Here is a 25,473-nt window from a genome sequence, read left to right on the forward strand (position 1 = left end):
AGACCCGCGAGTCTGCGCCGCGCTACTCGTGGGGATGACAGCGATCGATCGCCTCGTGGACCGACTCCTTCCGGCCGAGGAAGGTGATGTGGTCGCCCTGCTGGAGGGTGAAGTCCTCGGTGGGGACCTCGCTGTCGCCGCCCCGGCCGACCATGGCGATGAGGACGCCGTTGGGGAGCTGATCGTCGAGCTCCGAGATGGTCTTGCCAACGAGGTCCTCGGCGGTGACCTCGATCTCCTGAACGTCGCCGGACCGACCGATCTCGGTCATCCAGTTCGACAGCGCGGGCCGTTCGATCACGTTGTCGATGGCCCACGCTGTCGCCGACGAGGCGTCGATCGTCCGGACGCCGAGGTCCTCGAAGGCGTCGACGTTGTCGGGGTTGTTGGCCCGCGCGATGACGGTCTCGACGTCGAACTTCGAGTCGGCGAGCTGTGCGACCAGGAGGTTGGCGTCGTCGTCGCCGGTCGCGGCCACGACGATCTTGGCGTTGCCGGCGCCCGCCTTCCTGAGTATCTCGGTGTCGGTGCCGTCGCCGTGGTGGGCGGTAAAGCCCGCTTCGCGGGTCATCTCCACCATCTCTTGCTCGCGCTCGATGATGACGACGTTCTCTCCGCGCTCTTCGAGGCGTTCGGCGAGCGCACGGCCCACCTTGCCTCCTCCGATGATGAGTACACGCATTGGTATCACGTCCAGATATTCGGCGATGTGGCGGGCGAAGCCGCCCTCGAAGACGACCGTCGTCAGGATCACCAGAAAGACGGTCCCGACGAGGACGCTCGCTGCCTGCGGATCGTAGTAGGCGTTCGCGGGGTTGCTCAGCTCGACGGCGAACAGCGTCGCGACCGACGCCGGGATGATACCCCGAGGGCCGACCACGCTCATGAACAGCTTCTCGGCGGTCGTGTACCGATCGCCCGTCGTCGAGAGGAACACGAGTAGCGGCCGCACGACGAGCGCGACCACCAACACCACGACGATCCCGCCCAGCCCGAGCGACACGAGGTCGCCGAGCTGGAGGAGCGCCGCCAGCGCGATGAAGACGAACGACAGGACCAGCAGGGTCACGTCGCCCTTGAACGACTCGATGTTCTCCTCGTAGGGGAGATCGGCGTTGCCGAGCAGTATGCCGGCGGTCGCGACCGCCGCGATGCCCGCCTCGGTCGCCAGCGTGTTGGCGCCACCGTAGGCGACCAGCGCGCCGGCGAGCGTGACCAGCCGGGCGTTCTGCGGGGCGTTGTCCGGCGAGAGGTCGACGTACCGAAGCAGGTACCAGATGACCCCGGCGACGACCATGCCGACCACGATCCCGATGCCGAGCCGTCGCGCGAAGTCCGCGAGCACCGCGGTCGCGGTCGGGTCCTCCTGAACGACCAACTGGAAGATGACGATTGCGAGGATCGCGGCGGTCACGTCGTTGACGACGCCCTCGGTTTCGAGGGCCGTCGCCACGCGGTCTCGGACCGGAACGACCTCCAGAATCGGCGTGATGACCGTCGGGCCGGTCGCGACCAGCAGCGAGCCGATGAGCAGCGACAGCTCCCACGTCTCGCCGAGCGCGAACCGAATGACGGCGGCGGTCCCGACCAGCGAGATCATAGCCCCGAGCGTGACCAGCCTGATGGTCGCCGACGGGGCCTCTCGAAGCCGGTCGAGCTTGAGGTGGAACGCGCCCTCGAAGACGATGATCGCCACGCTCAGACCGACGATGGCCGAGAGGCTCTCGCCGAACGTCTCGGCGGTGACGATGCCGAATCCGGTCGGACCGACCGAGATGCCCGCGAGGATGAGAAACAGCACGCTCGGCACCTGAAATCGGTCGGACAGTACCTGTGCCGCCACTCCGAGGCCGAGAATACCGGCCACGAGGGGGACGAGCCCGACGCCGCTACCGCCAGCTGACACCTTGTATAACCTCCGTGTCCGTGTCCAATGTCCTGAGGGGCTTAAAAACGGTCGGTTGCGATGGATCCGGCAGAGATTGTGAGTACTCGCGTCTCCGCCGGCGGTCGGGGCGGGTCACGATGCGTCCTCGTAGTCTCTGGCGTAGATTTCGTCGATCTCGTCGGCGAAGCGCTCCAAGATGTTCCGACGCTTTTTCTTCATCGTCGGGGTGAGCAGGTCGTTGTCCTCGGTGAACTCCTCGGGGACGATCCGGTACTGCTTGATCTGCTCGTAGGGCTCGAACCGCTCGTTGACCTCCTCGACCGCCTCGTCGATCCACGCCCGGACGCGGTCGTCCCGACAGAACGCCCGGCGCTCCTCGGGGAGTTCGATCCCCTCCCCGTCGGCGCGGGCCCGCAGGGTCTCGACGTTCGGCACCAGGATGGCCGAGACGAACTTCTGGCCGTCGCCGACCACCATGCACTGCTCGACGACGTCGCTCGCGGCGAACGCGTCCTCGATGGGCCCCGGCGCGACGTTCTTGCCGGTCGAAAGCACCAACAGCTCCTTGGCGCGCTCACGGAACGCGATGTAGTCGTCGGGGCGCAGTTCCACCACGTCGCCGGTGCGCAACCACTGTTGGTCGGACGACTCGCCGCTCTCGTCGCCCGCGGACGGGCCGTCCGTGAACGCCCGTTCGGTTTCCTCGGGGAGTTGCCAGTAGCCGTCGGTGACGTTCGGTCCTCGCACGAGGAGTTCGCCGACCTCGCCCTCGGCGTCCTCGAAGGTCTCGCCCGATACCACCGACTCGTCGACTCGGACCTCGGCGTCGACGACCGGCGGGCCGATGGTGCCGACCTTCGGCTCCTCGGGCGGGTTGACCGCGATGACCGGGGAGGTCTCGGTCAGCCCGTACCCTTCGAGGATCGGAAGCCCCATCCCGTGATACAGCGCACACAGCTCGGGCGAGAGGCTCCCCCCGCCGCTGATGAGAAAGTCGACGTTCCCGCCGAGCCCCGCACGGACTTTCCGGAAGACGAGCCGGTCGGCGACCGCCCGCTTCGCGCGCAACACCGGCCCCGGCGACTCGGTCTCGAAGTACTCCCGGCCGACGTCGGTCGCCCACTCGAAGAGTCGCTCGCTGATCGGCGAGGACTCGGCCTGCTCGCGGATGGCGTCGTAGATGCGCTCGTACACCCGCGGGACGCTGGTGCCGGTGGTCGGTCCGACCGCCTGAAAGTCCTCCCGGAGGGTGTCGGGGCTCTCGGCGTAGGCGACCGTCGCGCCCGCCGCGAACATCATGAAATGGCCCGCGAGCCGTTCGAGGACGTGGGCCAGCGGGAGAAACGAGACGGTGCTCGCCGTCTCGTCGAGGACCGGCACGTCGTCGTCCTTGTCGGGGCGGGGACCGAACCGCTTGTAGCACTGATTGACGTTCGACCGGAAGTTCCAGTGAGTGAGCCGGACTCCCTTCGGGGTGCCGGTGGTCCCGGAGGTGTAGATGAGCGTCGCGAGGTCCGCCGGGTCGCGGGCGTCGAGCCACGACTCGTAGTCGGCCTCGTCGAACGCCGCCTCGCCGCGCTCGTACACGTCGCCGAGCGTCAGCACGTCGAACGCCGCGTCGTCGGGGGCGTCGCCGGCCGCGCCGTCGAGCAGGACCGCGAACTCCAGATCGAGGTCGTCCTGGACCGAGACGACGCGATCGAGCAGGTCCGGGTTCTCGACGACGACGCCCGACGCGTCGGGGTCCCCGAGGAGGTGTGCGACCTGCCTCGGCGACGACCCCCGATACACCGTGGTCACGACCGCGCCGGCGGCGAGCAGTCCGAAGTCACACTGGGCCCACTCCATCCGGGTCGCCGAGAAGATGCCGACCCGGTCGTCGGCGCCGACGCCGAGGTCGCGAAAGCCCGCCGCGAGCGACCGGACGATCTCCCGCATCTCCGCGTAGGAGATCGCCCGGAACTCGCCGTCGGGCGCCGCGGGGAGCGCCGTCCCGACCAGCGATCGGTCGTAGACGCCGCCCTTGTACTGCTGGGCCGGCCGGTTCGAATTTCTGGCGGCGCTCTCCTCGAACATCCGGGGGAGCGTCGACCGACCGACCACCTCGTCCTCGTACGCCCGTTCCGCGTCACGCCACTCCATACCGTCCTCTCAGACGCCCGGGACATTAAGCTACCTCCGAACGTCCCGAACGTTCATTCGGGTTTATTCGCCGCCCGTGAGAGTCGACGCGACGGCGACCCCCGGCGTCGCGAGCCCCGACGCGTCGCCGACTCAGTCCTCGCGACCGCGGAGGTACGTCAGCACGCCTCGGACGTTCATCGCGGTCTCGCCCCGGGCTTTGCGCTCGCCCCACACCGCGTCCATCTCGGTGCGGTCGGCGAAAAACGCCTCGGTCGCCTCGCCGTCGCCGAGTTCGTCGTATTTCTGCTCGACCGACTCGACCCACTCGGTCAGCACCGCCTCGTACTCGTCCATCGCGCCCTCGCGGTACTCGCGGGGACCGAAGTGAGTGTACAGCAGGGTCTCGGGGTCGAGGTCCCGGACGGTTTCGAGGTCCGCGAGGCAGGCGTCGAGATCGAAGTTCGGCGGCGGCGACGTCTCGCGGATCTCGCCCAGTTCGGGCACCCAGATGCCGGCGGCGTCGGCGGTGAAGACGGCGTCGTCGCCCGGATCGTGGAAGATCACCTGATGGGGCGCGTGGCCCGGCGCGTGATAGACGTCGAGGCGGTGGTCGCCGAGGTGGATCTCGTCGCCCGCCTGAAGCGCTACGAGGCGGTCCTCGGGCACGGGCTCGGGTTCGACGTAAAACTCCCACTGGTCGCCGACCGCGGCCTTGGTCCCCTCGACGAGTCGCCCGGGGTCGGCGAGGTGGGACGCGCCGATCTCGTGGACGTACACCTCGGCGTTCGGACACGCCTCCGCGAGAAACCCCGCCCCGCCGGCGTGGTCGAGGTGGACGTGAGTCGGGGCGATGACCGCCACCTCCTCGCGGGCGATCGACAGCTCGTCGAGCGCGTCGAGGATCACCTCGTGGTGCGTGCCGATCCCCGTCTCCACGATCGCGGGCCGGGCGGCGTCGTAGATGTAGACCGCGCCGTACTCGTCGGTGTCGTACATGCCGGTGTCGAGGTAGTAGAGATCCGAACAGCTACCCGTCGTCACCTCGCGGAGGTCGCCTCGTGCCATGGCCGTGAGTGGGTCCGGACGGGACAAAAGCGGTTCGCCCGCCGACAGTCAGTGGGAGTTCCCGGCCCGCCTCGTCACTCGGTGTCTCACGAACGATACGGTTTTTTGCCGGGAGGGGGATGAAACGAGTAGGAATGCTCGACCGGAACTACATCCGCGAGAACCCCGACGAGGTCCGGACCGCGCTCGAACAGAAGGGCGTGGCCGACGTGGACTTCGACCGGATTCTCGAACTCGACGAGGAGTGGCGCGAACTCAAGGCCCGCGGCGACGATCTGCGCCACGAGCGCAACGAGGTCAGCACCGAGATCGGCGAGCTCAAGCAGGCCGGCGACCACGAGCAGGCCGAGGCGGCCATCGAGCGCTCCCAGGAACTCAAAGGCGAGATCGAAACCGTCGAGGAGCGGGCGGCCGACCTCGCCGAGACCCTAGAAGACGAACTGCTCCGACTCCCACAGATTCCCCACGAGGAGGTGCCGGTCGGCGACAGCGAGGACGACAACGTCGAGCGCCGCCGTGAGGGGTTCGAGGACCTGCGCGACCTCCCCGAGACGATAACGCCCCACTACGAACTCGGCGAGGACCTCGACATCATCGACGAGGCCCGGGCGGCCAAGACGACCGGGAGCGGCTTCTACTTCCTGAAGGGCGAGGGCGCCCAGTTGGAGTACGCACTGCTCCAGTTCATGCTCGATCTCCACCGCGAGCAGGGGTACGTCGACCTGTTCCCGCCGATTCCGGTCAACAGCGAGTCGATGACCGGCACCGGCCAGCTCCCGAAGTTCGCCGGGGACGCCTACAAGCTGGAGGGCGAGGACCTCTGGCTCTGCCCGACCGCGGAGGTGCCGGTCACCAACATGTACCGCGACGACATCCTCCTGAAGGACGACCTGCCGGTCAAACATCAGGCCTACACCCCCAACTTCCGGCGCGAGGCGGGCGAGCACGGCACCGAGACGCGGGGGATCGTCCGGGTCCACCAGTTCAACAAGGTCGAGATGGTCAACTTCGTCGAGCCCGAGACCAGCTACGAGGCGTTCGACCGGCTGGTCGACGAGGCCGAAGAAGTCCTCCGCCGGCTCGATCTCCCCTACCGGATCCTGGAGATGTGTACCGCCGACCTCGGGTTCACGCAGGCCAAGAAGTACGACATCGAGGTGTGGGCGCCCGGCGACGACATGGGCGACGGCCCCGAGGAGGGCGGCCGGTGGCTCGAAGTGTCGTCGGTGTCGAACTTCGAGGACTTTCAGGCCCGGCGGGCGGGCCTTCGGTACCGGCCCGAGCGCCACGAGTCGACCGAGTACCTCCACACGCTCAACGGTTCGGGGCTGGCCCTGCCCCGCGTGATGGTCGCGATCCTCGAGTACTACCAGAACGACGACGGCACCGTCACCGTGCCCGAGCCCCTCCGGCCGTACATGGGCGCCACCGAGGTCATCGAGGGCCACGAGCCGATCGGCGAGAGCGCGGTCGGCGCGGGCGAGAAGGAGTAGCCGGTCGGTTCGGCCGACCGTCGGCCCGGCGCGCCGATCAGGTCGTCGTGAGGTAGACGCCGGTCGCCGCGAGCGCGATGCCCGCCGCTTTCCGGACGGTCAGGGGGTCGCCGAGGAAGACGACGCCGAGCAGCGCGCTCCCGACCAGAAACATCCCGAACACCGGCACCACGACGCTGACCGGGCCCTTCCCGAGCGCCTGATAGTACGCGAGGATGCCGACGCTGAGGAACACTCCGGCGGCGTACATGTACACCGCGTTCCCGCCGGTCAGGTACGGGGTCACCGACTCGTCGCGGACGGCGATGACCGCCGCCGCCGACAGCGCGAGCATGCTGTTGGCCACGAGCGCGACGACTGTGCTCGGAATCTCGTTGGTCGCGAGGCTCGCCAGCGGCGTGAACACGGAGTAGCCGACGAGCGCGAGGACCGCCCACGCGAGGTAGTTCATGCCGTCGGTTCGGCCGTCGCGCACCTATGGGTTTGGAAAGCGGTCGGCGACTGCCGGAACCGCGATCCGTGTGTCAGCGCGTGTACGTTCTGATCTCCGCGATGCGTCCTGCCTCGAACGAGAACACGTCGACGAACCCGAACATGGGATTGCCCTCGGCGTCGAACAGCCGACCCTCGACCGCGACGCTCCCGGCGTCGCGACCGCGATCGCCGCCGTCGCCGGACGCGGTCAGCACCGTCGCCACCTCGTGGGACGTGTCCCGATTCGGTCGGCCGTCGCGCATGAACGTCACCAGCGCCTCGCGGCCCTCGATCCGTCGGTCGGGCCGATCGTGGACCGCCTCGGGCGCGAGCAGGTCCGCCAGCGCCGCGTAGTCGCCCGCGTCGACGGCGTCGTAGTAGGCCAGCGCGGTCGCTTCGCTCATGATCGGTCCGACGGGCCCCGCGCCCATCAACCCCGGCGGTCTTCGTCGCGTTTATCGGGGTCGGTCCAAATGAGGGGAGTATGGACCCGTTCCACGCCGACTACCCGTTTCTCGACGCCTCGCGCGAGGCGGTCCGAGAGGCGGACGTCGGCCTCGCCGAGATGATCGTCTCGGCGAGCGCCGACGGGCGCCACCCCGCGGTCGACCGCGGGGTCCAGCGGGTCGAACGCGCCCTGCTCGACGGGACCGTCGACGTGCCCGACGGCGAGCGCCACCCCGGCGTGCAGGCCGAACTCCTCTCGTACCCGGTCGCCCGAGTGTTAGTCTCGCTTCTGGACGCCCCCGGCGCGGTCGAGAAGTACGCCGACGCCGAGGCCCGGACCGCTTACGAGCGGTTCACCGACGACTTCGCGGCGCTCGGAGAGGGCCAGCGGACCCCGACCGACGGGAAGGTCCCCCGGGCGTACCTCCTGCGGGAGTTCGATCTCGCTCGCGACGTCGAGGTCGCCGACCCCGGGTTCGCGGTCGCGGTCCCCGCCTACCTCCGGCTCGCGGGCGGGTTCGACGGCGACTCGTGGCGGCTCGCCACCCGCGAGGTGGCCGACGGCGCGGTCACGATCGACGAGTCGGAGCTCCACGACCTGCTCCGGGAGGCGGTCCGCGCGCGAGTCGCCGACGGACTCCCGACCGAGGTTCCCGACGAGATCCGGGAGGGACTGACCGAGGAGGTGGCCGAACTCGAAGACGCCTTCTCGGAGGTGGACGTGGCCCGCGACATCGACGTGCTCGCACCCGGCCAGTTCCCGCCGTGCATGCGGAGTCTCCTCGATCGGGCGCGGGCCGACGAGGAGCTCTCGGCACATTCGCGGTTCGCGCTCGTCGCGTTTCTCGCCAGCGCGGGGGCCGACCCCGACGAGATGCTGGCGCTCTGGGAGGTCGACGACCCGACGGTCGCGACCCGACTCCGCTACCGGGCGGCCCGCGTCGGGGACGACGCCGGCGCGCAGTACGCCCCGCCGTCGTGCGAGACGATGGCCGCCTACGGCGACTGCCCGGTGGCCGACGAGAGCGACCCGACCGCGGACGCCCGGTGTGAGACGATCCGCCACCCGCTGGCGTACTACGAGCAGGCCCTAGAGGCGGTCGACGACGTCGAAGACTGGCGCGAGCGCTGATACAGAAGAGACGGGGCCGCTACTCCTGATACGCCATCCAGACGCCGATCCCGGTCATGAGAAGGACGAAGAAGACGATGACGCCGATGACCGCGAGCGCGCCGGTCTCTGTGAGTCCGTTCTCGCCGAAGGTCGTCCCGACGAACGCCAACAGCGCGACGAACAGCCCGACCGCCCCGACGGAGACGGCGATGTCCCGGAGCGTCTCCTGCTCGATGTTCATGGCGGGGGCTTCCGGGGGCACCCGCAAAAGCGCTTCGAAACGACCTTTTACTGCGCTCCGAGGCGGGCTACGGCCGCCTCTCGGCTGGGAAAACCTCGACTAAAACCCGCCATCACCTCCTTCGGGGGTTCCTCGGGGCGCTCGCTCGTCGTGATCCGAGAGAGCGACGCTCTCTCGTCATCACGAAAGGCAGTGCCTTTCGAACGACTACGCTCCTCGTTCGCGGGGGAATCGCGGGGTCGCTCGCTTGCCCCTCGCTTGCGGAACGTGGTGCATCTCACCCCGCGTTCTGTGGCGTCAAAGAGCCCTCTAAGTCCAATATAGTGTTTCCGATAGGTGTAAGACTTAGGGGCGCTCGGACCCTACGTATTCGTACGCGGAATCGACCGCAGACGCGACGAGTGGGGGTCGAAACGCCGATTCTGTCGATCGCGGTCGCCGCACACAAGGTGGGAAGCCCATGGAAAACACAACAGCTTCCGAACGAACGCGCGCACCGCTCGCTCCCGCGCCCGAGGTGACCGACGTCAGGTCCCAGCGGGCCCGCACGGAGCGAATGAACGTCACGCCGCTCGGCGGCGGCGTCTACGAAGTCGAGAGCCAGACGGGAAACGCCTACTCGGTCGACCTCCGGGGCGGCCGGTGTACCTGCCCCGATCACACCTTCCGGCAGGTCCGGTGCAAGCACCTCCGGCGGGTCGCGATGGAGGTCACCGAGGGGCTGGTCCCGCCGCCCGGCGAGCGGGCGGTCGCCTGCGAGCACTGTGGCGACGAGCTGTTCGTCCCCGAGGGCGAGCGCGGGCCCTACCTCTGTGAGGAGTGTCGGCTCGGCCCGGGCGAACTCGTCGTCGACCGGGAGACCGACGACCTGCTCGTCGTCGTCGAGACGACCGACCGCCGGGCCGACGAGGTGGACGTGACCGGCCGGGATGTGACCGTCGCCGACTACTCGACAAACGAGGGCTACCGGGCCGACGACGTGGTCGTCGAGGCGATGTACCCGGTGCCGGCCGGGCTCGACGCCGACGACTTTCGGCCCCACCACCTCCGTCACTACTCGTTCCCGCGCGGGCGGCTCGCCCGTCGGGGCGAGTCCACCGAAGGGGGCGGCTCGGACGCCGAAGACCAGTCTGCGCTCGGGGACTTCGAGCCGGCCGCGTAGCACGGCGACCTGTGCGGGTCGGATTTTCTCGCTACCCGTCGAGCGCCGCGGCCGCCTCCTCGACGGAGATGTCGCCGCGTTTCACCGCCGACAGGAGATCGAGCACCGCGGCGTCGTGGTCGTCCTCGCCCGCCTCGCCGAGCGTCGCCTGCTCAGAGTGGCCCACGAGCTCCGGGAAGTCGGTGCCGTCGGCGAGCGCGGTTTCGAGCTTGACCCGGTAGTTGCCGCCGTCGGTGGTGTAGAGCTCGCCGGGGTGGAAAAAGTACCAGTCCTCCCGGTCGAACCGCACGCCGATCCGGGGCTTGGCGCCGAAGTTCCGGCTGAAGTACACAAGCGCCTCGACCTCCTCGCCGGTGAGGTAGATGGGATCGCCCGCGCTCGATTTGGCCTCGATGGCGTAGAACACCTCGCTGTCGCCGGCCAGCACGTCCGGGAGCTCGCGCTCGGTCGCCGACCCGGACGCGGGCGCGCGCATCACCGCGAACCCCGCCTCGTCGAGCCGGTTGACGAGTTCGCGCTCGCGGCGATCCCCCTTGGCGTTCGACATCAGACACCCCCCGAGAGCTCGGTCGCGTCGGTCATATCGAATCGTCGTTCCTTCGGGGTGTTAAGTCCGCCGGGACCGGGGCGGACGATCGGGCGGCCTTACGTCCCGTGCTGCCAGCTCCCCATGTACTCTTCTTGCTCGTCGGACAGATCGTCGTACGCGACGCCCTCGGCGTCGAGCTTGATCTCGGCGATCTCCCGATCGAGGTCGTCGGGAACCTCGTGGACGCCGGCCTCGTACTGGTCGCCCTCCTCGCTCGAACTGTCCGAGGCGCCGTTCTCGACCAGTTCCCGGACGCAGACGGCCTGTACGCCGAAGCTCTGGTCCATCACCTCGACCGGGTGGCCGAGCGCGATCGGGCTGGCGAGGTTCACCAGCCGCCCCTCCGCGAGGACGTTGAGCCGGCGGCCGTCCTGTAGCTCGTACTCTCGGACGCCCTCGCGGGCCTCGCGCTCGTCGACCGCCATCTCGGCGAGCTCGTCGAGGTTGATCTCGATGTCGAAGTGGCCCGCGTTCGCGAGCAGGACGCCGTCGTTCATCTGCTCGAAGTGGTCGGCGGTGATCACGTCGCGGTTGCCGGTGGTCGTCAGGAACACGTCGCCGACCGCGGCGGCCTCGTCCATCGGCATCACGTCGTAGCCCTCCATGTGGGCTTCGAGCGCGCGGCGGGGCTCGACCTCGGTCACGATGACGTTGGCGTTCTGGCCCGCGGCCTTCTTCGCGACGCCCTTCCCGCAGTAGCCGTAGCCCGCGACCACGACGTCTTTGCCCGCCCACGAGAGGTTCGTGGTCATCGCGATGTTCGCCAGCGAGGACTCGCCCGTCCCGTGAACGTTGTCGAACAGTCGCTTCATCGGGGTGTCGTTCACCGCGAACACGGGGTACTCGAGCGCGCCGTCGTCGTCCATCGCGCGCAGGCGGTGGACGCCCGTGGTGGTCTCTTCACAGCCGCCGATGATGGAGTCGATCAGCTCGGGGTAGTCCTCGTGGATGGCCGCGACGAGGTCCATCCCGTCGTCGACCGTGACGGTCGGCTCGTGGGCGATGACCGCCTCGATGGCCTCGTAGTACTCCTCGTCGTCGACCCCGCGCTTGGCATAGGAGGTGATCTTGGGATGCTCGTCGAGCGCGGCGCTCACGTCGTCGTGGGTCGAGAGGGGGTTGCACCCCGTGACCGCGACGTCCGCACCCGCCTCCGCGAGGGTCTCGACCAGCACCGCGGTCTTGGCCTCGACGTGCATCGCCATCCCGATGCGCTGGCCCTCGAAGGGCTTCTCGGCGTCGAACTCAGCCTGGAGCGCGGTCAGGATCGGCATGTGTTCGCGCGCCCAGTCTATCTTCCGGTGGCCATCTTCGCGAGCAGACTCGATGTCGTCTAACTGCTCGCTGATCGCCGGGTAGTCTACCATGCGCGAACAGAGGGCTACCGCGCCCAAAACGCTACCGAAGCCGGACGCGACCGATCGTCGGTCTCTGGGCGTCGGCGGTCGGATCAGTTACCGTTGCCGTTTCCGTTGTTCCCGGCCGCGTTTCCGTTACCGGGATTGTCGTCGCCGTCTTCGTCCTCGTCGTCGGTCTCTTCTTCGTCGGCGTCAGTCTCTTCTTTGTCGGTGTCCGCGGCCTCGTCGTCGGTCTCTTCTTCGTCGTCGGCGTCCGCGGCCTCAGGCCGTTCTTCGTCGGCGTCCCCGTCCGCGGTCTCGTTGCTCTCGTCGTCGCTGTCGGGACCGGCGTGCTCGGGCGGTCCGCGCTCGTCGTCCTCGTCGTCACCGTCGGGGCCGACGTCGTCGGGCTTCCCGGCGTCCTCGGACGCGTTCCCGACATCGTCGGGCTTCCCGGCGTCGTCGGGTCGGCCCGCGTCGTCGGGCGCGTTCCCGGCGTTGCCCGGGTTGTTGTTCGTGACGAACTCCGAGACCGCCTGTCCGAGGCCGCCGTCGTTGCTCCCGGCGTCGAGCATCTCGGTCACGAACGAGGAGACGAGCTGTCCGAAGCTCCCCGCCTCGTCGTCGGACTCTCCGACGGTCAGGTCGGCCGTCGCCGAACCGGTCGCGCCGTCGGCGGTGGCGGTGATCGCCACGGTCACGTTCTGTCCGGGCGCGGGGAGTTCGACTTCGCCGTCGTCGTCGGTGGTGTAGTTCCCCGCGCCGTCGTACGTGACGTTCGCCGTCGTCGCGTCGACGATTACGCTCGCGTTCTCGACAGCCGAATCGTTCTGCGTCACGCTCACGGTCGCCTCGCCGTCGTCGTCCTGCTCGATCCCGACGACGAGCGACTCGTTCGCCGTCGCGTCGTTCGCGGCCGCGGCGTTGACGACGCCCGCGGCGGCGAACGCCGACAGGATCAGTACGCCGGCCATCGCGACCGAAAGCAGTCGTTTCTTCGATCTCATGCGCTCGGTGCTACGGGAAACGTCCGATTAAACCCCGATTGCCGTACAATTGGTTCGGACCGTTCACCGCGACGACGAGAGAGCCACAAATCCGCTGAGACGGTTTAAAAATAGTTCTGATCGTTTATCTTTGATCGTTCAACGGCGCGTTTCCGTCGACCTGACAGTGCCGCGAGATCACTCGGCGCGCTCGACCGCCGCGGCCGCTCGCTCCTCGGCCCGGGCCCGAACCGCGTTGGCGTCGAGGGGCAGGACTTCCCGGTCGCGCATCAGCACCTCGCCGTCACAGACGGTGTGGCGCACGTCCGACCCGCGGGCCGCGTAGACGAGGTGGCTCACGAGGTCGTGGCGGGGCGTGAGGTGGGCGGCCGCCAGATCCACGACCGCGAGGTCGGCGTTCGCGCCCGCCTCGATCCGACCGCCGTCGAACCCGAGCAGGTCGGCGCCGCCGAGCGTCGCCATCTCCACGACGCGCTCGGCCGGCACCGCGCTGGCGTCGTTCGCGGCGAGCTTGCCGACCATCGCGGCGTCGCGCATCTCGTCGAACAGGTCGAGGTCGTTGTTCGAGGCCGCCCCGTCCGTCCCGAGCCCGACGCCCACGCCCGCGTCGAGCAACCGCTGGACCGGCGCCATCCCGCTCGCGAGCTTCATGTTCGAGGCCGGACAGTGGACGACGCCCGTCCCGGTCTCGGCGAGCAGTTCGATCTCCGCCTCGTCGACGTGGACGCCGTGGGCCACGAACGCCGAGTCGCCGGTCATCTCACAGTCGCGGGCGTATTCGAGCGGGCGCTCGCCGCGCTCGTCGACGATCGGCTCGACCTCGTCGGCGGTTTCGTTGGCGTGGTAGTGGACCGGCACGTTGGCCGCCCGAGCCTCGGCGGTGTACTCACGGAGGAACGCCTCGCCGACGGTGGTGAGGCTGTGTGGCATGAACGCGGTCCGAACCCGACCGTCGGCCGCCCCGTCGAACTCCCGCGCGACGTCGAGGCTCGTTTCGAGGTCCTCGCGGGCGTCGGCCTCGTCTTTGCCGACCGTGACCACGCCGTGGCCGAGGCGGGCGCGCAGTCCAGCCTCCTCGACGGCCGCGGCGATCTCGGGGACGTGGAAGTACATGTCCGCGAACGCGGTCGTGCCCGACCGGATCATCTCGACGAGCCCGAGTTCGGTGCCGGCCCGGACGTCGTCTCCGGTGAGCGCGGCCTCGACGGGCCAGATGTCCTCCCGGAGCCACGCGTCGAGTTCCTTGTCGTCTGCGTACCCCCGCAGGAGCGTCATCGCGACGTGCGTGTGGGCGTTCACGAGGCCGGGAATCACCAGCGAGTCGCCGGCGTCGAGGCGCTCGTCGCCCGCCGGCACCGACTCGGGATCGCCGACCGCCGCGATCGTCCCGTCGTCCTGATCGACCACCACGTCGGCTCGCTCGACGGTCAGATCGGGTCGGAGGACCCGTCCGCCCGCGATTCGGAGCGTCGTCATGGCTCGGGGTTCGCGCGGGCGGCGTGTCAATCCATCGGGTTCGGTCGCGCGCGGCGGTCAGTCCTCGAATCGTCCCCAGAGCCGATCGAGCCGGTCGCCAAGCGGGGGCCGCATCGCGACGAGCGCGGCGAGCCGGCCCGACTCGTAGCTCAGCCGGTGTTCGTCCGCGATCGCTTCGAGCGCCTCGGCGTAGGTCTCGGCGCCGACGCGGTCGACCGCGTCGTCGTCGGCCGCGAAGACGAGTCGCTTGCCGACGGCCGCGAGCGCGACCAGCAGGCCGACGTACAGCCCGACGAACGGGAGCGTTCCGAGGTCGGCCAGCGCGCTCACGTCGCCCGAGAGGGCGCCGATCGCCACCCCGGCACCGATCAGGACCACGAGGAGTTTGTACTCGCGGTAGTACCGCCGGGCGCGGCCGGCTCGGCTCGCGAGCACGGCCGCGACGACGTCGTCGTCGAACCGGTCGAGCAGGTAGTCGGTGACCAACAGGTGGCGGCGGCCGGGCAGTCCCGCGAGCATCGCCGTCGCGGTCGGATCGCCGTCGAGTTCCATGATCGCGACCGACCGCGGCGAGAGGCCGACGCGATCTGCGAGCCGGTCGAGCCGGTCGCGCTCGGCGTCGGTCGGGGCCCGGGTCGAGCGAAACAGGCCGACGAGCCGCGGCTGGGCCGCGAGCAGAACCGCGATCGCCGCGACGAGAACGCCCAACAGGGGACCGGTCGCGCGCAGGAGCCCCGGCGGGAGGAGGCTCAGCGAGCCGACGGCCGCCACCACGAGACCCAGAAAGACCGCGAGCCACCGCCCGAGCCCGAGCGCGGCGGCGGCCGCCGACAGCTCTGCGTCCCTGAGCGCTCGGACGGACGGGAACGCGCCGAGGTAGCCCGCGACCACGGCGACGACGACGCCGGCGAGCGTCGGCACCCACGTCAGCACGGCTCCGATCGGCGACGCCGCGAGAAACGGGCTCGCGGCGCGGATCACGGTATCGGTCAGTTCGAGCGCGTCGGTCGCGAGCGCCGCGAACAGCGCGGCGAGTCCGGTCGCCGGGAGCCCGACGGCCAGCGCCCGGCGGATGCGGGCCATCGCGCGCTTGGGCGGGGCCTTCGTCGCCCACCACGCGACGAGTCGGAGCGCCGCGAACGAGGCGACAGAGACGGCCGCGACCGCCGCCAGCGGACCGACGGACGGGAGGAGCGAAGCCATACGCCGGTCTCGTCAGCCCGCCGCCAAATTCGTTTCCATCGCTCGCGTTCGGCCCGTCTCGCGGTCCCGAACGGCGCGGATGAAAAGGTAGTTGCCCCCGGAGTCCGACAGTGCTCGTATGCGAATCGCCGTCCCGAACAAGGGCCGACTCCACGAGCCGTCGATGGAACTGCTCGAACGCGCCGGGCTCCACGCCGTCGACGGCGCGGACCGCAAGCTCTACGCAGACACGGTCGACCCCGAGGTGAGCCTGCTGTTCGCCCGGGCGGCCGACATCCCCGAGTACGTCAGCGACGGCGCGGCCGACGCCGGGATCACGGGGCTCGATCAGGTCCGGGAGGCCGACCCCGGCAACGTCGAGGAGCTACTCGACCTGGAGTTCGGCCGGTGTCGGCTCGTGCTCGCCGCCCCGGAGGACGGCGACATCGAGGCCGTCGTCGATCTGGCGGGCAAGACCGTCGCCACCGAGTTCCCCAACGTCGCCCGGCGGTACTTCGACGAGCAGGGGGTCGACCCCGACATCGTGGAGGTCAGCGGCGCGACCGAACTCACGCCCCACGTCGAGATGGCCGACGCCATCATCGACATCACTTCCACGGGAACTACCCTCAAGGTCAATCGGCTCGCGGTCGTCGACGAGGTGCTGTCGAGTTCGGTCTACCTGTTCGCCCGCGAGGACGCGGTCGACGACCCGAAGGTCGAACAGGTCGTGATGGCGCTCCGGTCGGTGCTGTCGGCCGACGGCAAGCGCTACCTGATGATGAACGCGCCCGAGGACCGCCTCGACGAGGTCCGGGACGTGATCCCGGGACTGGGCGGCCCGACCGTGATGAACGTCGAGGGCGAGACCGACGGCGACGAGACGGTCGCGGTCCACGCGGTCGTCGACGAGCGCGACGTGTTCGAGACCATCAACGATCTCAAGTCGGTCGGCGCGAGCGGGATCCTCGTCACCGAGATCGAGCGACTGGTGGAGTGACGCCGAGTCGGGAGGTCACGTCGGGGCGGTCGAGAGCAGTCGCACGAGATTGAAGATCGTGATGCCGAGGATCGCGCTCAGGGTGTAGTGGGCGACCGCGACCAGCCCCGCAGTCCGGTACCGGAGCCGGTAGATCGCCCGGATGGCGAAAAAGTCCGCGGCGAGCGCGAGGACGATGATGACGCCCGGGTTCTGGTAGGCCTGGAGGGCGAACGAGATCACCGCCGGGACGACTCCGACCGCGAGCGCCCGGACGAACGGGACGCCCCCGAGCACGTATCGGGCGGCGAGGTGGGCGGTTACGGCGTAAAACAGCACGGTCAACAGGAACGTACCGACCAGTGCGACGACCGGGACTGCCATGTTCGGACCTTGGACGCGGACGGTTTGTGACTGCCGGTTCGGCGCGGTCGCGCCGGCCGACCGTCGGGGGAGCGCGACGCCACAGAAAGGAGTCGTGAACCGCTCGGTCGGGCGCGCTATTCGAGCAGGCCGAGGTCTTCGAGTCGCGAGACGATCTTGTCGACCGCCTGCTCGGCGTCCTCGGGCTTCTTGCCGCCGGTGATCACGAGCTTGCCCGACCCGAACAGGAGCGCGACGACTTCCGGTTCGTCGAGCCGGTAGACGAGACCGGGGAACTGCTCGGGCTCGTACTCGATGTTCTCCAGGCCGAGGCCGATCGCGATGGCGTTGAGGTTGAGGTTGCGACCGAGGTCCGCGGAGGTCACGATGTTCTGGACGACGATCTCGGGGTCCTCGTTCACGTCGATCTGGAGCTCTCGGAGCTTGTCGAAGACGATCTCGAGGCTCTCGTGGACGTCGGCGGTGCTCTTGGCGCCGGTACAGACGATCTTGCCCGACCGGAAGATGAGCGCCGCGGACTTGGGGTTCTGGGTCCGATAGACGAGACCGGGGAACTGCTCCGGGTCGTAGTCGGCGCCTTCCAGGTCCATGGCCACGCTCTGGAGGTCGAGTTCCTGCCCGATTCCGGTGGAGGCGACCACGTTTTCAATGTTGATGGTCTCCTTTGGGTCGGTCATATGCGACTTAAATGTCGTATTTAAGGCTTATAAAGGTTGGTACTCCCCGCTGACACGTCGATTGCCGGTTTTTATGCTCCCGCGGAGGACGAAAGCCGAAACCCCCAAGTCGGGAGACCGACTCCGATAGCCCGTGTACGCCCTGGAGTTCGCCGGAGAGGACGATCGGTTCGCCGCCGCCGAGGCCGCCAGCGCAGCGACCGGCGTCGAGGTGATCGCGCCGGGGGTGGCGACCGCGACGACGGTCACCGACCGGGTTCGGAACCTCGCCTACACCCGCCGCGCGATCGAGGTGGTCGGGCGGACCGACGCCAGTGTGGCGTCGGCCCGGACGCTCGTGGACGCCGCCGGCCTCGACCGCGAGGGCACCGTCGCGGTCCGAGCCCGGACCGTCCGCGACACCGCCGAAGTCGACACCCAGCGCGCCGAGCGCGCGCTCGGACAGGCGCTCGTCGATCGGGGCTACGCGGTCGACCTCGACGACCCGGACCACGAGCTCCGGGCGGTGTTCGCCGGGGAGACGTGCGTCGTGGGGTGGCTCGAAGCCGAGAGCGTGCGCGACTACGGGACCCGCAAACCGACCGACCGGCCCTTCTTCCAGCCCGGCGGGATGGACCCGTTGTTGGCGCGCGCACTGGTCAACGTCGCCGGCGCGCGGCCCGGCGCGACGGTGCTCGATCCGATGTGTGGCACCGGCGGCGTGCTCATCGAGGCCGGGCTCGCGGGCGCGAGCGCCTACGGCGCCGACGCCCAGCGCAAGATGGCCCGGGGCGCGGCCCGGAACCTCGATCGGTATCTCGGCGCCGACGACCGGGCGACGGGCGAGTGGGCGACCGTGCAGGGCGACGCGACCCACCTCCCGTTCCCCGACGGCGCGATCGACGCCGTCGTGTTCGACGCCCCGTACGGCCGCCAGTCGAAGATCGCTAACCTCGACCTCGACGACCTCGTTGCGGGCGCGCTCGCGGAGGCTCGCCGGGTGGCAGACCGCGCGGTCGTGGTCGGCGACCGGTCGTGGGCGAGCGAGGCCCGCGACGTCGGCTGGACCGTCGAAGCCGAATTCGAGCGCCGAGTCCACCGATCGCTGGACCGACACGTCGTCGTGCTCGACGGCGAGTCGGGGCCCCCGTGATCGACGGTTACAGCGAGACCTCGACCGATCGGTCGTCTCCGAGGCCCGAGACGTGGAGGATCGCCCGCCCGGGGCCGTCCGCCTCGACGTCGATGCGGCCCGTGAACGAGGCTTTCATGCCGGCGAGGAAGCTGTCGACGTTGGTCCCGATGTCGGCGCTGGTGTCGAGCGCGCAGACGCCGACCGCCTCGTTGCGCCGGAGTTGGCTGAGCAGATTCGAGTTGAGAAACCGGTAGACCGACCGCGTGTCGTCGACCGCGGCGCAGATGCTCGAACACAGCAGGATACCCGCGCGGAGCCGACCGGTCGTCGCCTGAGAGTCGGCCACCAGCGTCGAGAACTGCATCCCGAGCCCCGTCAGGTCGGCGATATCGTCGACGCCGGTGACGTTCTCGGCCGCGTCGGGGCCGGCGCAGGTGAGGACCGCCGACCGATCGCTGGCGCCGTCGGCCGCGCCGTCGAGACCGCGGTTGACCGCTCGACCGGAGGCCTCGGTCGCCAGCACGAGCGAGCGCTCGTCCTCCCGGGCGGCGACGAGCCGGTAGAAGACCGATTCGAGGAGGTCGGTGTCGTCGCCGGTCAACAGGACGCTCGTCCCGTCCTCGAACGCGGCCAGCGGGAGATTCGGGATCTCGAACTGGGCCGTCTCGGTGAGGCTCATGGCGCCACCTCCGCGTCGGAGGCCTCCAGAAGCGACTGACGGAGTTCGAGGATCTCCATCGCGGTCTCGGCGAACTGCTGGAGTTGTGCCCGCTGTTCGGGGGAGTACGACCGGCGCTCGTGGTCGATGAGACACACCTGCCCGATGGTCTGGCCCTCCGGGGTCGTCATGTTCGCGCCGGCGTAAGAGACGATTCCGAGGTCGTGGAGCTGTTGGTTCTGGGCGAAGCGCTTGTCCTCGCTGATGTCCTCGACGACCATCACGTCCTCCTGGAGCATGCTGTGGGTGCAGATCGTCTCCTCGCGGGTGATCGAATCCCAGTCGCCGCCCGTACAGGCGAGGATGTCTTCTTCCTGCTCGTCGATGAGACCGATGAACGCGACCGCGGTGTCGAAGTGGCTCGAAATGAGGTCCGTCAGGCGGTCGAAGCTCTCCTCGATGGGGAGGTCGTCGACGTCGTAGGAGTCGAGCGCCGCGAGCCGGGAGTCCTCGTCGTCGGGGACGAGGAACCCGACCTGTGCGCTGTGAGCGATGACGTCGTCCACCACGAACCCGAGTCGGTCGGCCGCGTCGGGGAGGTCCCGGTTGAGGTACTCGACGATGGCGTCCTCGAACGACGCGGTGTCGATGTCGCTCGGAGAGACGTCTGTGTAGAGGACGCAGGGCGTCTGCGGTGCGTGATCGCGGATCGCGTCGACGACGTCGAGACCCGTGCCGTCCGACAGTTCGTACTCGGTCACGACCGCCGCGACCGACTCGGTGTCGAGAAACGCGGTGGCCTCGGCCACCGAGGTCCGGGCGATCGGAGCGAGATCAGCCTCTTCGTCGAGCGCCGCCGCCATATCCTCGACATCGTCGTCCGCGCCGATGCAGAGAACGGTCTGGTCTACCATTTAACCAGGCCTTCGACTCCGCTAGTATAATTCTTCGTTCCCAATTATCAGAAGTAAGATTCAACCGCCGGTTGGCCGAAGAGTAGCCGTAGGACGACCGGCGTTCACTTAGGGAACGCGGGCGCCGCCGCGCTCACGCCTCGGTGGCCGCCCCGAGTTCCGCGAGCAGGTGGCCGACGTGGACCCGGTCGCTGGTCCCGTCGGCGAGATCGGCGTCGATCTCGCCGGCGAGCACCGTCAACTCCGCGAGGTCGTCGCCGGCGTATCGCCCCGAGTGAGCCAGATCGAGGATCTCGTGGAGCACCTCCTCGCCGCTGTACCCCTCGTCGACCAGCAGGTCGTCGAGCGTCTTGCGGGCGTCCTGAAACTCCCCGGCCTCCGCGGCGTCGAGCATCTCCTCGACGTCGCTCTCGACGCCGACGTCCCGGAGGACCTCGAAGGCGGCCGTCCGGGTGAGTTCGCCCTCTGTCTCGACGGTGGTCTGGGCGCCGAGGATGGCCTCCCGGAGGTCGCCCTCGGCGTAGCCGGCGACGAACTCCAGGCCCTTGCGGTCGTACTCGACGCCCTCGGCCTCGACGATGCGTTCGAGGACCGCCACGATCTCGTCGGGAGTCGGGGCCCGAACCGCGACCGGGAAACACCGGGACTTGATCGGCGGGATGAGCTTCGTGGGCTGGCGAGTGGTGATGACGAACTGGGTCGCCTCGTGGTGGCGCTCCATCACCCGCCGGAGCGCCTGCTGGAAGTCCTCGCGGATGGCCTCGGCGTTGTCGAGCACGACGGTCTTGTACGCCCCCGAGACCGGCGAGTAGCTCGCCGACTCCTTGAGAACGTGGTTGATGAGGTCGGCTTTCGAGGAGTTTCGCCGGCGCTTGCTGTCGATGAACGACGCGAACCGCGGGTCCGACGCGATCTCCTTTTTCGTCATCCCGAAGAAGTCCGCGACGTTGATCTCGACGAGGTCGTTGTCGGGGTCCTCGTGGGCCTCGCGGGCCAGCGCCCGGACCGCGGCGGTCTTGCCCGCGCCGGAGGGCCCGTACAGCACGAGGTTGATCGGCTCCTCGACGGCCTTCTGGAGGTACTCCCTGACCTCGGCCTGCGGCAGGTCGGCGAGGTCGGGCGCGTACGTCTCGGTCCACAGCGGCGCGTCCATTACCCGCGAGTAGGGAGCCAGCAGGTAAGAATCGGTCGGTTGCTCGCGGCGGCGAAAAGAGAGGCGCCGGTCGTCAGGCCTCGGATTCGGTCGTCTCGGTCATCGTCTCGACGACGATGGTAGAGGTCTCCTCGGTTTCAGTCGGCGTCTCGGTCTCGACGACTTCGGTCGTCTCCTCGTGTTCGGTCGGCGTCTCGGTCTCTGCGACCTCGGTCGTCTCCTCGGCGGTCGGTTCGTTCAGCGCGATGATCCCCAGTTCACCGAACTCGTCGGTGTAGACGCCGTGGATGTACTCGCCGGCCGCGAGTTCGGACGTGTCGATCTCGAAGGTCACGGTCGTCTCGTCGTCGGCCGCGATCGTGACGGCCTTACTCTCGACGACGTCGCCTTCGAGGCGGAAGGCCACGTCCTGACTGGCTTCGACGTCGTTCGGGTTGGTCACGACGGCGCTCACGGTGATGGTGTCGCCGACCTCAGCGCTCTCTGGCGCGTCGAGTTCCGAGACGTCGAACGATTCGAGATCGGCCTCGGTCGTCTCTTCGGTCATCTCCTCTGCCTCGGTCGTCTCCTCAGCTTCTTCCTCAGTCGTCTCTTCTGCCTCGGTCGTCTCTTCGACTTCTTCCTCAGTCGTCTCTTCTGCCTCGGTCGTCTCTTCGACTTCTTCCTCAGTCGTCTCTTCTGCCTCGGTCGTCTCTTCGACTTCTTCCTCAGTCGTCTCTTCTGCCTCGGTCGTTTCCTCGGCTTCCTCTTCAGTCGTCTCCTCTGCCTCGGTCGTTTCCTCGGCTTCCTCTTCAGTTGTCTCTTCTGCTTCCTCTTCAGTCGTCTCCTCGGCTTCCTCTTCGGTTGTCTCCTCAGCTTCCTCTTCAGTCGTCTCTTCTGCCTCGGTCGTCTCTTCGACTTCTTCCTCAGTCGTCTCCTCTGCCTCGGTCGTTTCCTCGACTTCCTCTTCGGTCGTCTCTTCGACTTCTTCCTCAGTCGTCTCCTCTGCCTCGGTTGTCTCCTCGATTTCCTCTTCGGTCGTGGTCTCGGTCTCCATCTCGGCGGGCGGCGCGGGCATCTCCATGTCCTCGGGCGCCGTGATCACGAACGTGACGTTCTCGACGGTCACGTCCTCGATGACGAACCGGACCGTTTCGAGATCCTGCGAGAGGTTCTCCTGCAGTTGCTCTTGGACCTCTTCGGGGTCCTGAGTCGTGAGTTGCTGCTGGTCGGTCATCTGAGCCTGCTGTTGCATCAGCTCGGAGAGGTTGATCTCGACGCGGCGGTCGACGATCGTTATGTCGCTGACGGTCTCGGTCCGGTCGGGAGTCTCCTCGTCGCCGGCGACGAACGACCAGCGGTCGATGTTCATCTGCTCGATTTTGAACACGAGCTGCTGCTGTTCGCTCGGCTCCTCGGCGGGCTCTTCAGTCTCTGTTTCGGCCGGCTCTTCAGTCTCAGTCTCCACCGGCTCCTCTGTCTCAGTCTCCACCGGCTCCTCTGTCTCAGTCTCCACCGGCTCCTCTGTCTCAGTCTCCACCGGCTCCTCTGTCTCAGTCTCCACCGGCTCCTCTGTCTCAGTCTCGGTCTCGGCGGGCTCTTCCGCACCGACGCTCACCGTCGCCTGCGCGACCACGGGCTCGTCGTCAGCGACGTACGGGCCGTCGGCCCCACCGCTGGCGATCACGAAGTCGTAGACCTCGTTCTCGTTCGTGTCGTAGTGCGGCATGGCGATGAGCGTCTGAGTCTCCTCGATGGGCCGGGCGAGCGTGACGGTCACGTTCTCGTGGGTTCCCGGTTCGAGGTAGACGGAGTTGCCGACGACGCTACCGAGAGCGTCGCCCTCAAGGAGCGTCTCGTCGTGAATCGCGACGAAGCCGCCCTCGTCCATCGTCACGGAGTCGATAACGATCTGCTCGCCGTCGGACTCCTGATCGTTGATCGTGACGCTCGCCGCGGCTTCCGCCGCCGCGGTGGTCTCTTCGCCGGCCGACTCAGTCGTCTCTTCGTCGACTGCTTCGGTCGTCGGTTCCTCTGTCGTCTCCTGTAACGCGTCTGTTGCCCCCACAGCCGTACTTCCGGTATCCGTCGCCGCGAGTGATACCGCTGTCCCGCTCGCGAGGACGAGAAGGACGGCCATGAACACAGCGCTAATAGTCTTTGTGTCGCGTGTCATTGTAACCCCCAGTCCGCACGAAAGCGAACGACGAGACCGCGAATAAACGGAAACGACTGTTCACACGCGTAACAGCGAGATACGACCGGGTAGGCAGGGAGTATTCGAGAGTTCCGCGAGCGTGCGCGCGGTCGTAACGCGTTGTTTCCACCGATTCAATCTGTCCGATGCGGGGGCCGTTTCGAAGGCGCTTTCCGCGTCGTCACCGTACCTTCGCCGAGGATGTCGATGCGAGTGACCTTTCTCGGAACCGGCGGGGCAGTGCCGACGACAGAGCGGAATCTGAGCGCCGTCATGGTAAACCGGGAGGGCGACCGGTTGCTGTTCGACGCCGGCGAGGGGACCCAGCGACAGATGATGCGGTTCGGGACCGGGTTCACGGTCTCGGACGTGTTCGTCACCCACCTCCACGGCGACCACGTACTCGGGCTCCCGGGGCTCGTCCAGACGTGGGACTTCAACGACCGGGAGGCCCCGCTCACCGTCTACGCGCCCGCGGGGACCGAGGCCGAGATCGAGTCGCTCGTCCACGCCGCGGGCAACCAGCCGTCGTATCCGGTCCACGTCTACGGCGTCGAACCCGGGGAGGTCGCGGTCCGACGCGACGACTACGAGGTCCGGGCGTTCCGCACCGACCACGACGCCAACTCGATCGGCTACGCGCTCGTCGAGGACGATCGCAAGGGGCGGTTCGATCGCGAGCGCGCCGAGGAGCTCGGGGTCCCCGTCGGCCCGGCGTTCTCTCGGCTCCACGACGGCGAGCCGGTCGAGCTCGAGGACGGCACCGTCGTTCGGCCCGAGCAGGTCGTCGGCGACCCCCGGCCCGGCCGCCGGTTCGTCTACACCGGCGACACTCGACCGAGCGACGACGTCGCCGCGGTCGCCGAGGGCGCCGACATGCTGGTCCACGAGGCCACCTTCGCCGACGACCGGATCGAGCGCGCGCGAAAGACCGGTCACTCGACCGCGCGCCAGGCCGCCGAACTCGCCGCCGAGGCCGGCGTCGTCCGGCTCGCGCTCACCCACATCTCCTCGCGGTACGGCGGGGACGTCTCCGACCACCTCCGAGAGGCCCGCGAGGCGTTCGACGGCGAGGCGTTCGTCCCCGAGGACGGCGAAGTCCGCGAGGTTCCGTTCCCCGACGCGTAGCTGGTTTTATGCCCACGGGGTGTGAGCGACCCGACCGTGAACCCCGACACCGTCGCCCGCGCCGGACTGATCGGAGCGCTCGCCGCCGGCGGACTGGGGTACGCGACCGTCGGTCCCGACGGCGGCGCCATCGCGGCGCTGTCGTTCGGCCTCGGCGGTGCGGTCGTGCTCGCGCTCCTCTCGGCGATCGACGCGGTCGTCGGGAAGCCCGACCGCACCGCGTTCCGACCGGTCGCCGCCGCGGCCTGCGCGTTCGCCGGCCTGTTCGTCCTCGCGTCGTCCCCGCCGCTTGCCGGTCGCGTCCCGCCCGCGGGGTATCTCGGTATCGGTGCGCTCGTCGGGGCGGTCGTCGGCGCGACGACGGCGTCGCCGGCGAGCGGGCTCTGGCATGGGACGTACGGCGGCGGCGTCGGCGGGCTCCTCGTGCTCTACGTCGCGATCTACGAGTCGTTCACGATTCGGCCCGCGCTCGGCGGCGTCGTCGCCATCGCGGGCGCGGTCGCACCCGCCGTCCTCGGGCTTCTCGGCGGCCTCGGCGGCGCAGTCGGGGCGGCCGTCGCCGAACGACTCTCGGAGAGGCAGACCGCGACGTAGCTCCCCGCGTCGTTTCTCTGGCGGCGTAGCGTGGGCCCTCGCTTCGGGACGTTAGCTCACCTCACACCGGAGTAAAGGACTTATCGCGCCCGCACAA

The 25,473-nt window shown here is 68.6% G+C and carries 24 protein-coding genes; 7 read left to right on the forward strand and 17 right to left on the reverse strand.

Features of this window, described 5'->3' with window-relative positions:
* Window positions 1-22 precede the first annotated feature (22 nt).
* From EPY72_RS06000 to EPY72_RS06010, 3 genes are all read right to left on the reverse strand, one after another.
* Window positions 23-1,906 carry a cation:proton antiporter domain-containing protein gene (locus EPY72_RS06000; RefSeq protein WP_134671034.1) on the reverse strand — a complete coding sequence of 628 codons (1,884 nt, stop codon included), beginning with the start codon at window positions 1,904-1,906 and terminating at the stop codon, window positions 23-25.
* A gap of 114 nt (window positions 1,907-2,020) precedes the next feature.
* Window positions 2,021-4,030 carry an AMP-dependent synthetase/ligase gene (locus tag EPY72_RS06005; protein WP_135805855.1) on the reverse strand — a complete coding sequence of 670 codons (2,010 nt, stop codon included), beginning with the start codon at window positions 4,028-4,030 and terminating at the stop codon, window positions 2,021-2,023.
* Window positions 4,031-4,162: 132 nt separating this feature from the next.
* Entirely contained in the window at window positions 4,163-5,077 is a 915-nt protein-coding gene (locus EPY72_RS06010; protein WP_135805856.1) for an MBL fold metallo-hydrolase, read from the reverse strand.
* Window positions 5,078-5,211: 134 nt separating this feature from the next.
* Here EPY72_RS06010 and serS point away from each other — a divergent pair, with 134 nt between their 5' ends.
* The gene (gene serS / locus EPY72_RS06015; RefSeq protein ID WP_135805945.1) at window positions 5,212-6,570 is read left to right on the forward strand and encodes a serine--tRNA ligase; all 1,359 of its coding nucleotides are present in this window, start codon (window positions 5,212-5,214) and stop codon (window positions 6,568-6,570) included.
* Window positions 6,571-6,607: 37 nt separating this feature from the next.
* Here serS and EPY72_RS06020 read toward each other — a convergent pair whose 3' ends face one another.
* Both EPY72_RS06020 and EPY72_RS06025 read right to left on the reverse strand, forming a co-directional pair.
* The gene (locus tag EPY72_RS06020) at window positions 6,608-7,021 is read right to left on the reverse strand and encodes an EamA family transporter (RefSeq protein WP_134671037.1); all 414 of its coding nucleotides are present in this window, start codon (window positions 7,019-7,021) and stop codon (window positions 6,608-6,610) included.
* Window positions 7,022-7,094: 73 nt separating this feature from the next.
* A complete protein-coding gene (locus EPY72_RS06025; RefSeq protein WP_135805857.1) occupies window positions 7,095-7,448 on the reverse strand; it encodes a nuclear transport factor 2 family protein in 354 nt (117 codons plus the stop codon).
* 80 nt (window positions 7,449-7,528) lie between these two features.
* Between EPY72_RS06025 and EPY72_RS06030 the strand changes: the two genes are divergently transcribed.
* Window positions 7,529-8,623 carry a DNA primase large subunit PriL gene (locus tag EPY72_RS06030; protein ID WP_134671039.1) on the forward strand — a complete coding sequence of 365 codons (1,095 nt, stop codon included), beginning with the start codon at window positions 7,529-7,531 and terminating at the stop codon, window positions 8,621-8,623.
* Between the two features lie 19 nt (window positions 8,624-8,642).
* Here the strand turns inward: EPY72_RS06030 and EPY72_RS06035 are convergent, their stop codons facing one another.
* Entirely contained in the window at window positions 8,643-8,846 is a 204-nt protein-coding gene (locus EPY72_RS06035) for a DUF7472 family protein (protein ID WP_134671040.1), read from the reverse strand.
* A gap of 460 nt (window positions 8,847-9,306) precedes the next feature.
* Between EPY72_RS06035 and EPY72_RS06040 the strand changes: the two genes are divergently transcribed.
* Window positions 9,307-10,008 carry an SWIM zinc finger family protein gene (locus EPY72_RS06040; protein WP_210423497.1) on the forward strand — a complete coding sequence of 234 codons (702 nt, stop codon included), beginning with the start codon at window positions 9,307-9,309 and terminating at the stop codon, window positions 10,006-10,008.
* A gap of 31 nt (window positions 10,009-10,039) precedes the next feature.
* Here EPY72_RS06040 and hjc read toward each other — a convergent pair whose 3' ends face one another.
* From hjc to EPY72_RS06065, 5 genes are all read right to left on the reverse strand, one after another.
* Window positions 10,040-10,555, reverse strand: coding sequence for a Holliday junction resolvase Hjc (gene hjc / locus EPY72_RS06045; protein ID WP_134671041.1), 516 nt, complete (start codon window positions 10,553-10,555; stop codon window positions 10,040-10,042).
* Between the two features lie 98 nt (window positions 10,556-10,653).
* A complete protein-coding gene (locus EPY72_RS06050) occupies window positions 10,654-11,964 on the reverse strand; it encodes an adenosylhomocysteinase (protein WP_135805858.1) in 1,311 nt (436 codons plus the stop codon).
* An 83-nt stretch (window positions 11,965-12,047) separates the two neighbouring features.
* On the reverse strand, window positions 12,048-12,941 hold the full coding sequence (locus EPY72_RS06055; RefSeq protein ID WP_135805859.1) for a hypothetical protein: 894 nt from the start codon (window positions 12,939-12,941) through the stop codon (window positions 12,048-12,050).
* A gap of 177 nt (window positions 12,942-13,118) precedes the next feature.
* Complete coding sequence (locus EPY72_RS06060) at window positions 13,119-14,417, reverse strand: amidohydrolase (RefSeq protein WP_135805860.1); 1,299 nt, start codon at window positions 14,415-14,417, stop codon at window positions 13,119-13,121.
* Window positions 14,418-14,474: 57 nt separating this feature from the next.
* Window positions 14,475-15,620 carry a M48 family metalloprotease gene (locus tag EPY72_RS06065; protein ID WP_135805861.1) on the reverse strand — a complete coding sequence of 382 codons (1,146 nt, stop codon included), beginning with the start codon at window positions 15,618-15,620 and terminating at the stop codon, window positions 14,475-14,477.
* A gap of 118 nt (window positions 15,621-15,738) precedes the next feature.
* Between EPY72_RS06065 and hisG the strand changes: the two genes are divergently transcribed.
* Window positions 15,739-16,599: an ATP phosphoribosyltransferase gene (hisG, locus tag EPY72_RS06070; protein ID WP_134671046.1), complete on the forward strand. Its 861-nt coding sequence runs from the start codon at window positions 15,739-15,741 to the stop codon at window positions 16,597-16,599.
* 15 nt (window positions 16,600-16,614) lie between these two features.
* On the opposite strand, the gene EPY72_RS06075 is transcribed toward hisG, so the two are convergent.
* Window positions 16,615-16,962, reverse strand: coding sequence for a DUF7473 family protein (locus EPY72_RS06075; protein ID WP_134671047.1), 348 nt, complete (start codon window positions 16,960-16,962; stop codon window positions 16,615-16,617).
* A gap of 116 nt (window positions 16,963-17,078) precedes the next feature.
* Window positions 17,079-17,639: a TATA-box-binding protein gene (locus EPY72_RS06080; protein WP_134671048.1), complete on the reverse strand. Its 561-nt coding sequence runs from the start codon at window positions 17,637-17,639 to the stop codon at window positions 17,079-17,081.
* A gap of 133 nt (window positions 17,640-17,772) precedes the next feature.
* Here EPY72_RS06080 and EPY72_RS06085 point away from each other — a divergent pair, with 133 nt between their 5' ends.
* A complete protein-coding gene (locus EPY72_RS06085; protein ID WP_134671049.1) occupies window positions 17,773-18,771 on the forward strand; it encodes a methyltransferase domain-containing protein in 999 nt (332 codons plus the stop codon).
* 7 nt (window positions 18,772-18,778) lie between these two features.
* Here EPY72_RS06085 and EPY72_RS06090 read toward each other — a convergent pair whose 3' ends face one another.
* From EPY72_RS06090 to EPY72_RS06105, 4 genes are all read right to left on the reverse strand, one after another.
* Window positions 18,779-19,432, reverse strand: coding sequence for a DUF7504 family protein (locus EPY72_RS06090; protein ID WP_134671050.1), 654 nt, complete (start codon window positions 19,430-19,432; stop codon window positions 18,779-18,781).
* Window positions 19,429-20,325, reverse strand: coding sequence for a GAF domain-containing protein (locus EPY72_RS06095; RefSeq protein WP_134671051.1), 897 nt, complete (start codon window positions 20,323-20,325; stop codon window positions 19,429-19,431). Before EPY72_RS06095 ends, EPY72_RS06090 begins: the two co-directional genes overlap by 4 nt.
* A 133-nt stretch (window positions 20,326-20,458) precedes the next feature.
* Window positions 20,459-21,478, reverse strand: coding sequence for an AAA family ATPase (locus tag EPY72_RS06100; RefSeq protein WP_134671052.1), 1,020 nt, complete (start codon window positions 21,476-21,478; stop codon window positions 20,459-20,461).
* Window positions 21,479-21,551: 73 nt separating this feature from the next.
* Window positions 21,552-23,525 carry a DUF7282 domain-containing protein gene (locus EPY72_RS06105; protein ID WP_135805862.1) on the reverse strand — a complete coding sequence of 658 codons (1,974 nt, stop codon included), beginning with the start codon at window positions 23,523-23,525 and terminating at the stop codon, window positions 21,552-21,554.
* A gap of 330 nt (window positions 23,526-23,855) precedes the next feature.
* Between EPY72_RS06105 and rnz the strand changes: the two genes are divergently transcribed.
* Both rnz and EPY72_RS06115 read left to right on the forward strand, forming a co-directional pair.
* Entirely contained in the window at window positions 23,856-24,782 is a 927-nt protein-coding gene (gene rnz / locus EPY72_RS06110; RefSeq protein ID WP_134671054.1) for a ribonuclease Z, read from the forward strand.
* A gap of 36 nt (window positions 24,783-24,818) precedes the next feature.
* Window positions 24,819-25,376: a hypothetical protein gene (locus EPY72_RS06115; RefSeq protein ID WP_135805863.1), complete on the forward strand. Its 558-nt coding sequence runs from the start codon at window positions 24,819-24,821 to the stop codon at window positions 25,374-25,376.
* The last annotated feature ends 97 nt before the right edge of the window (window positions 25,377-25,473 follow it).

It is taken from the genome of Halorussus marinus, assembly GCF_004765795.1.
Classification (GTDB): domain Archaea; phylum Halobacteriota; class Halobacteria; order Halobacteriales; family Haladaptataceae; genus Halorussus; species Halorussus marinus.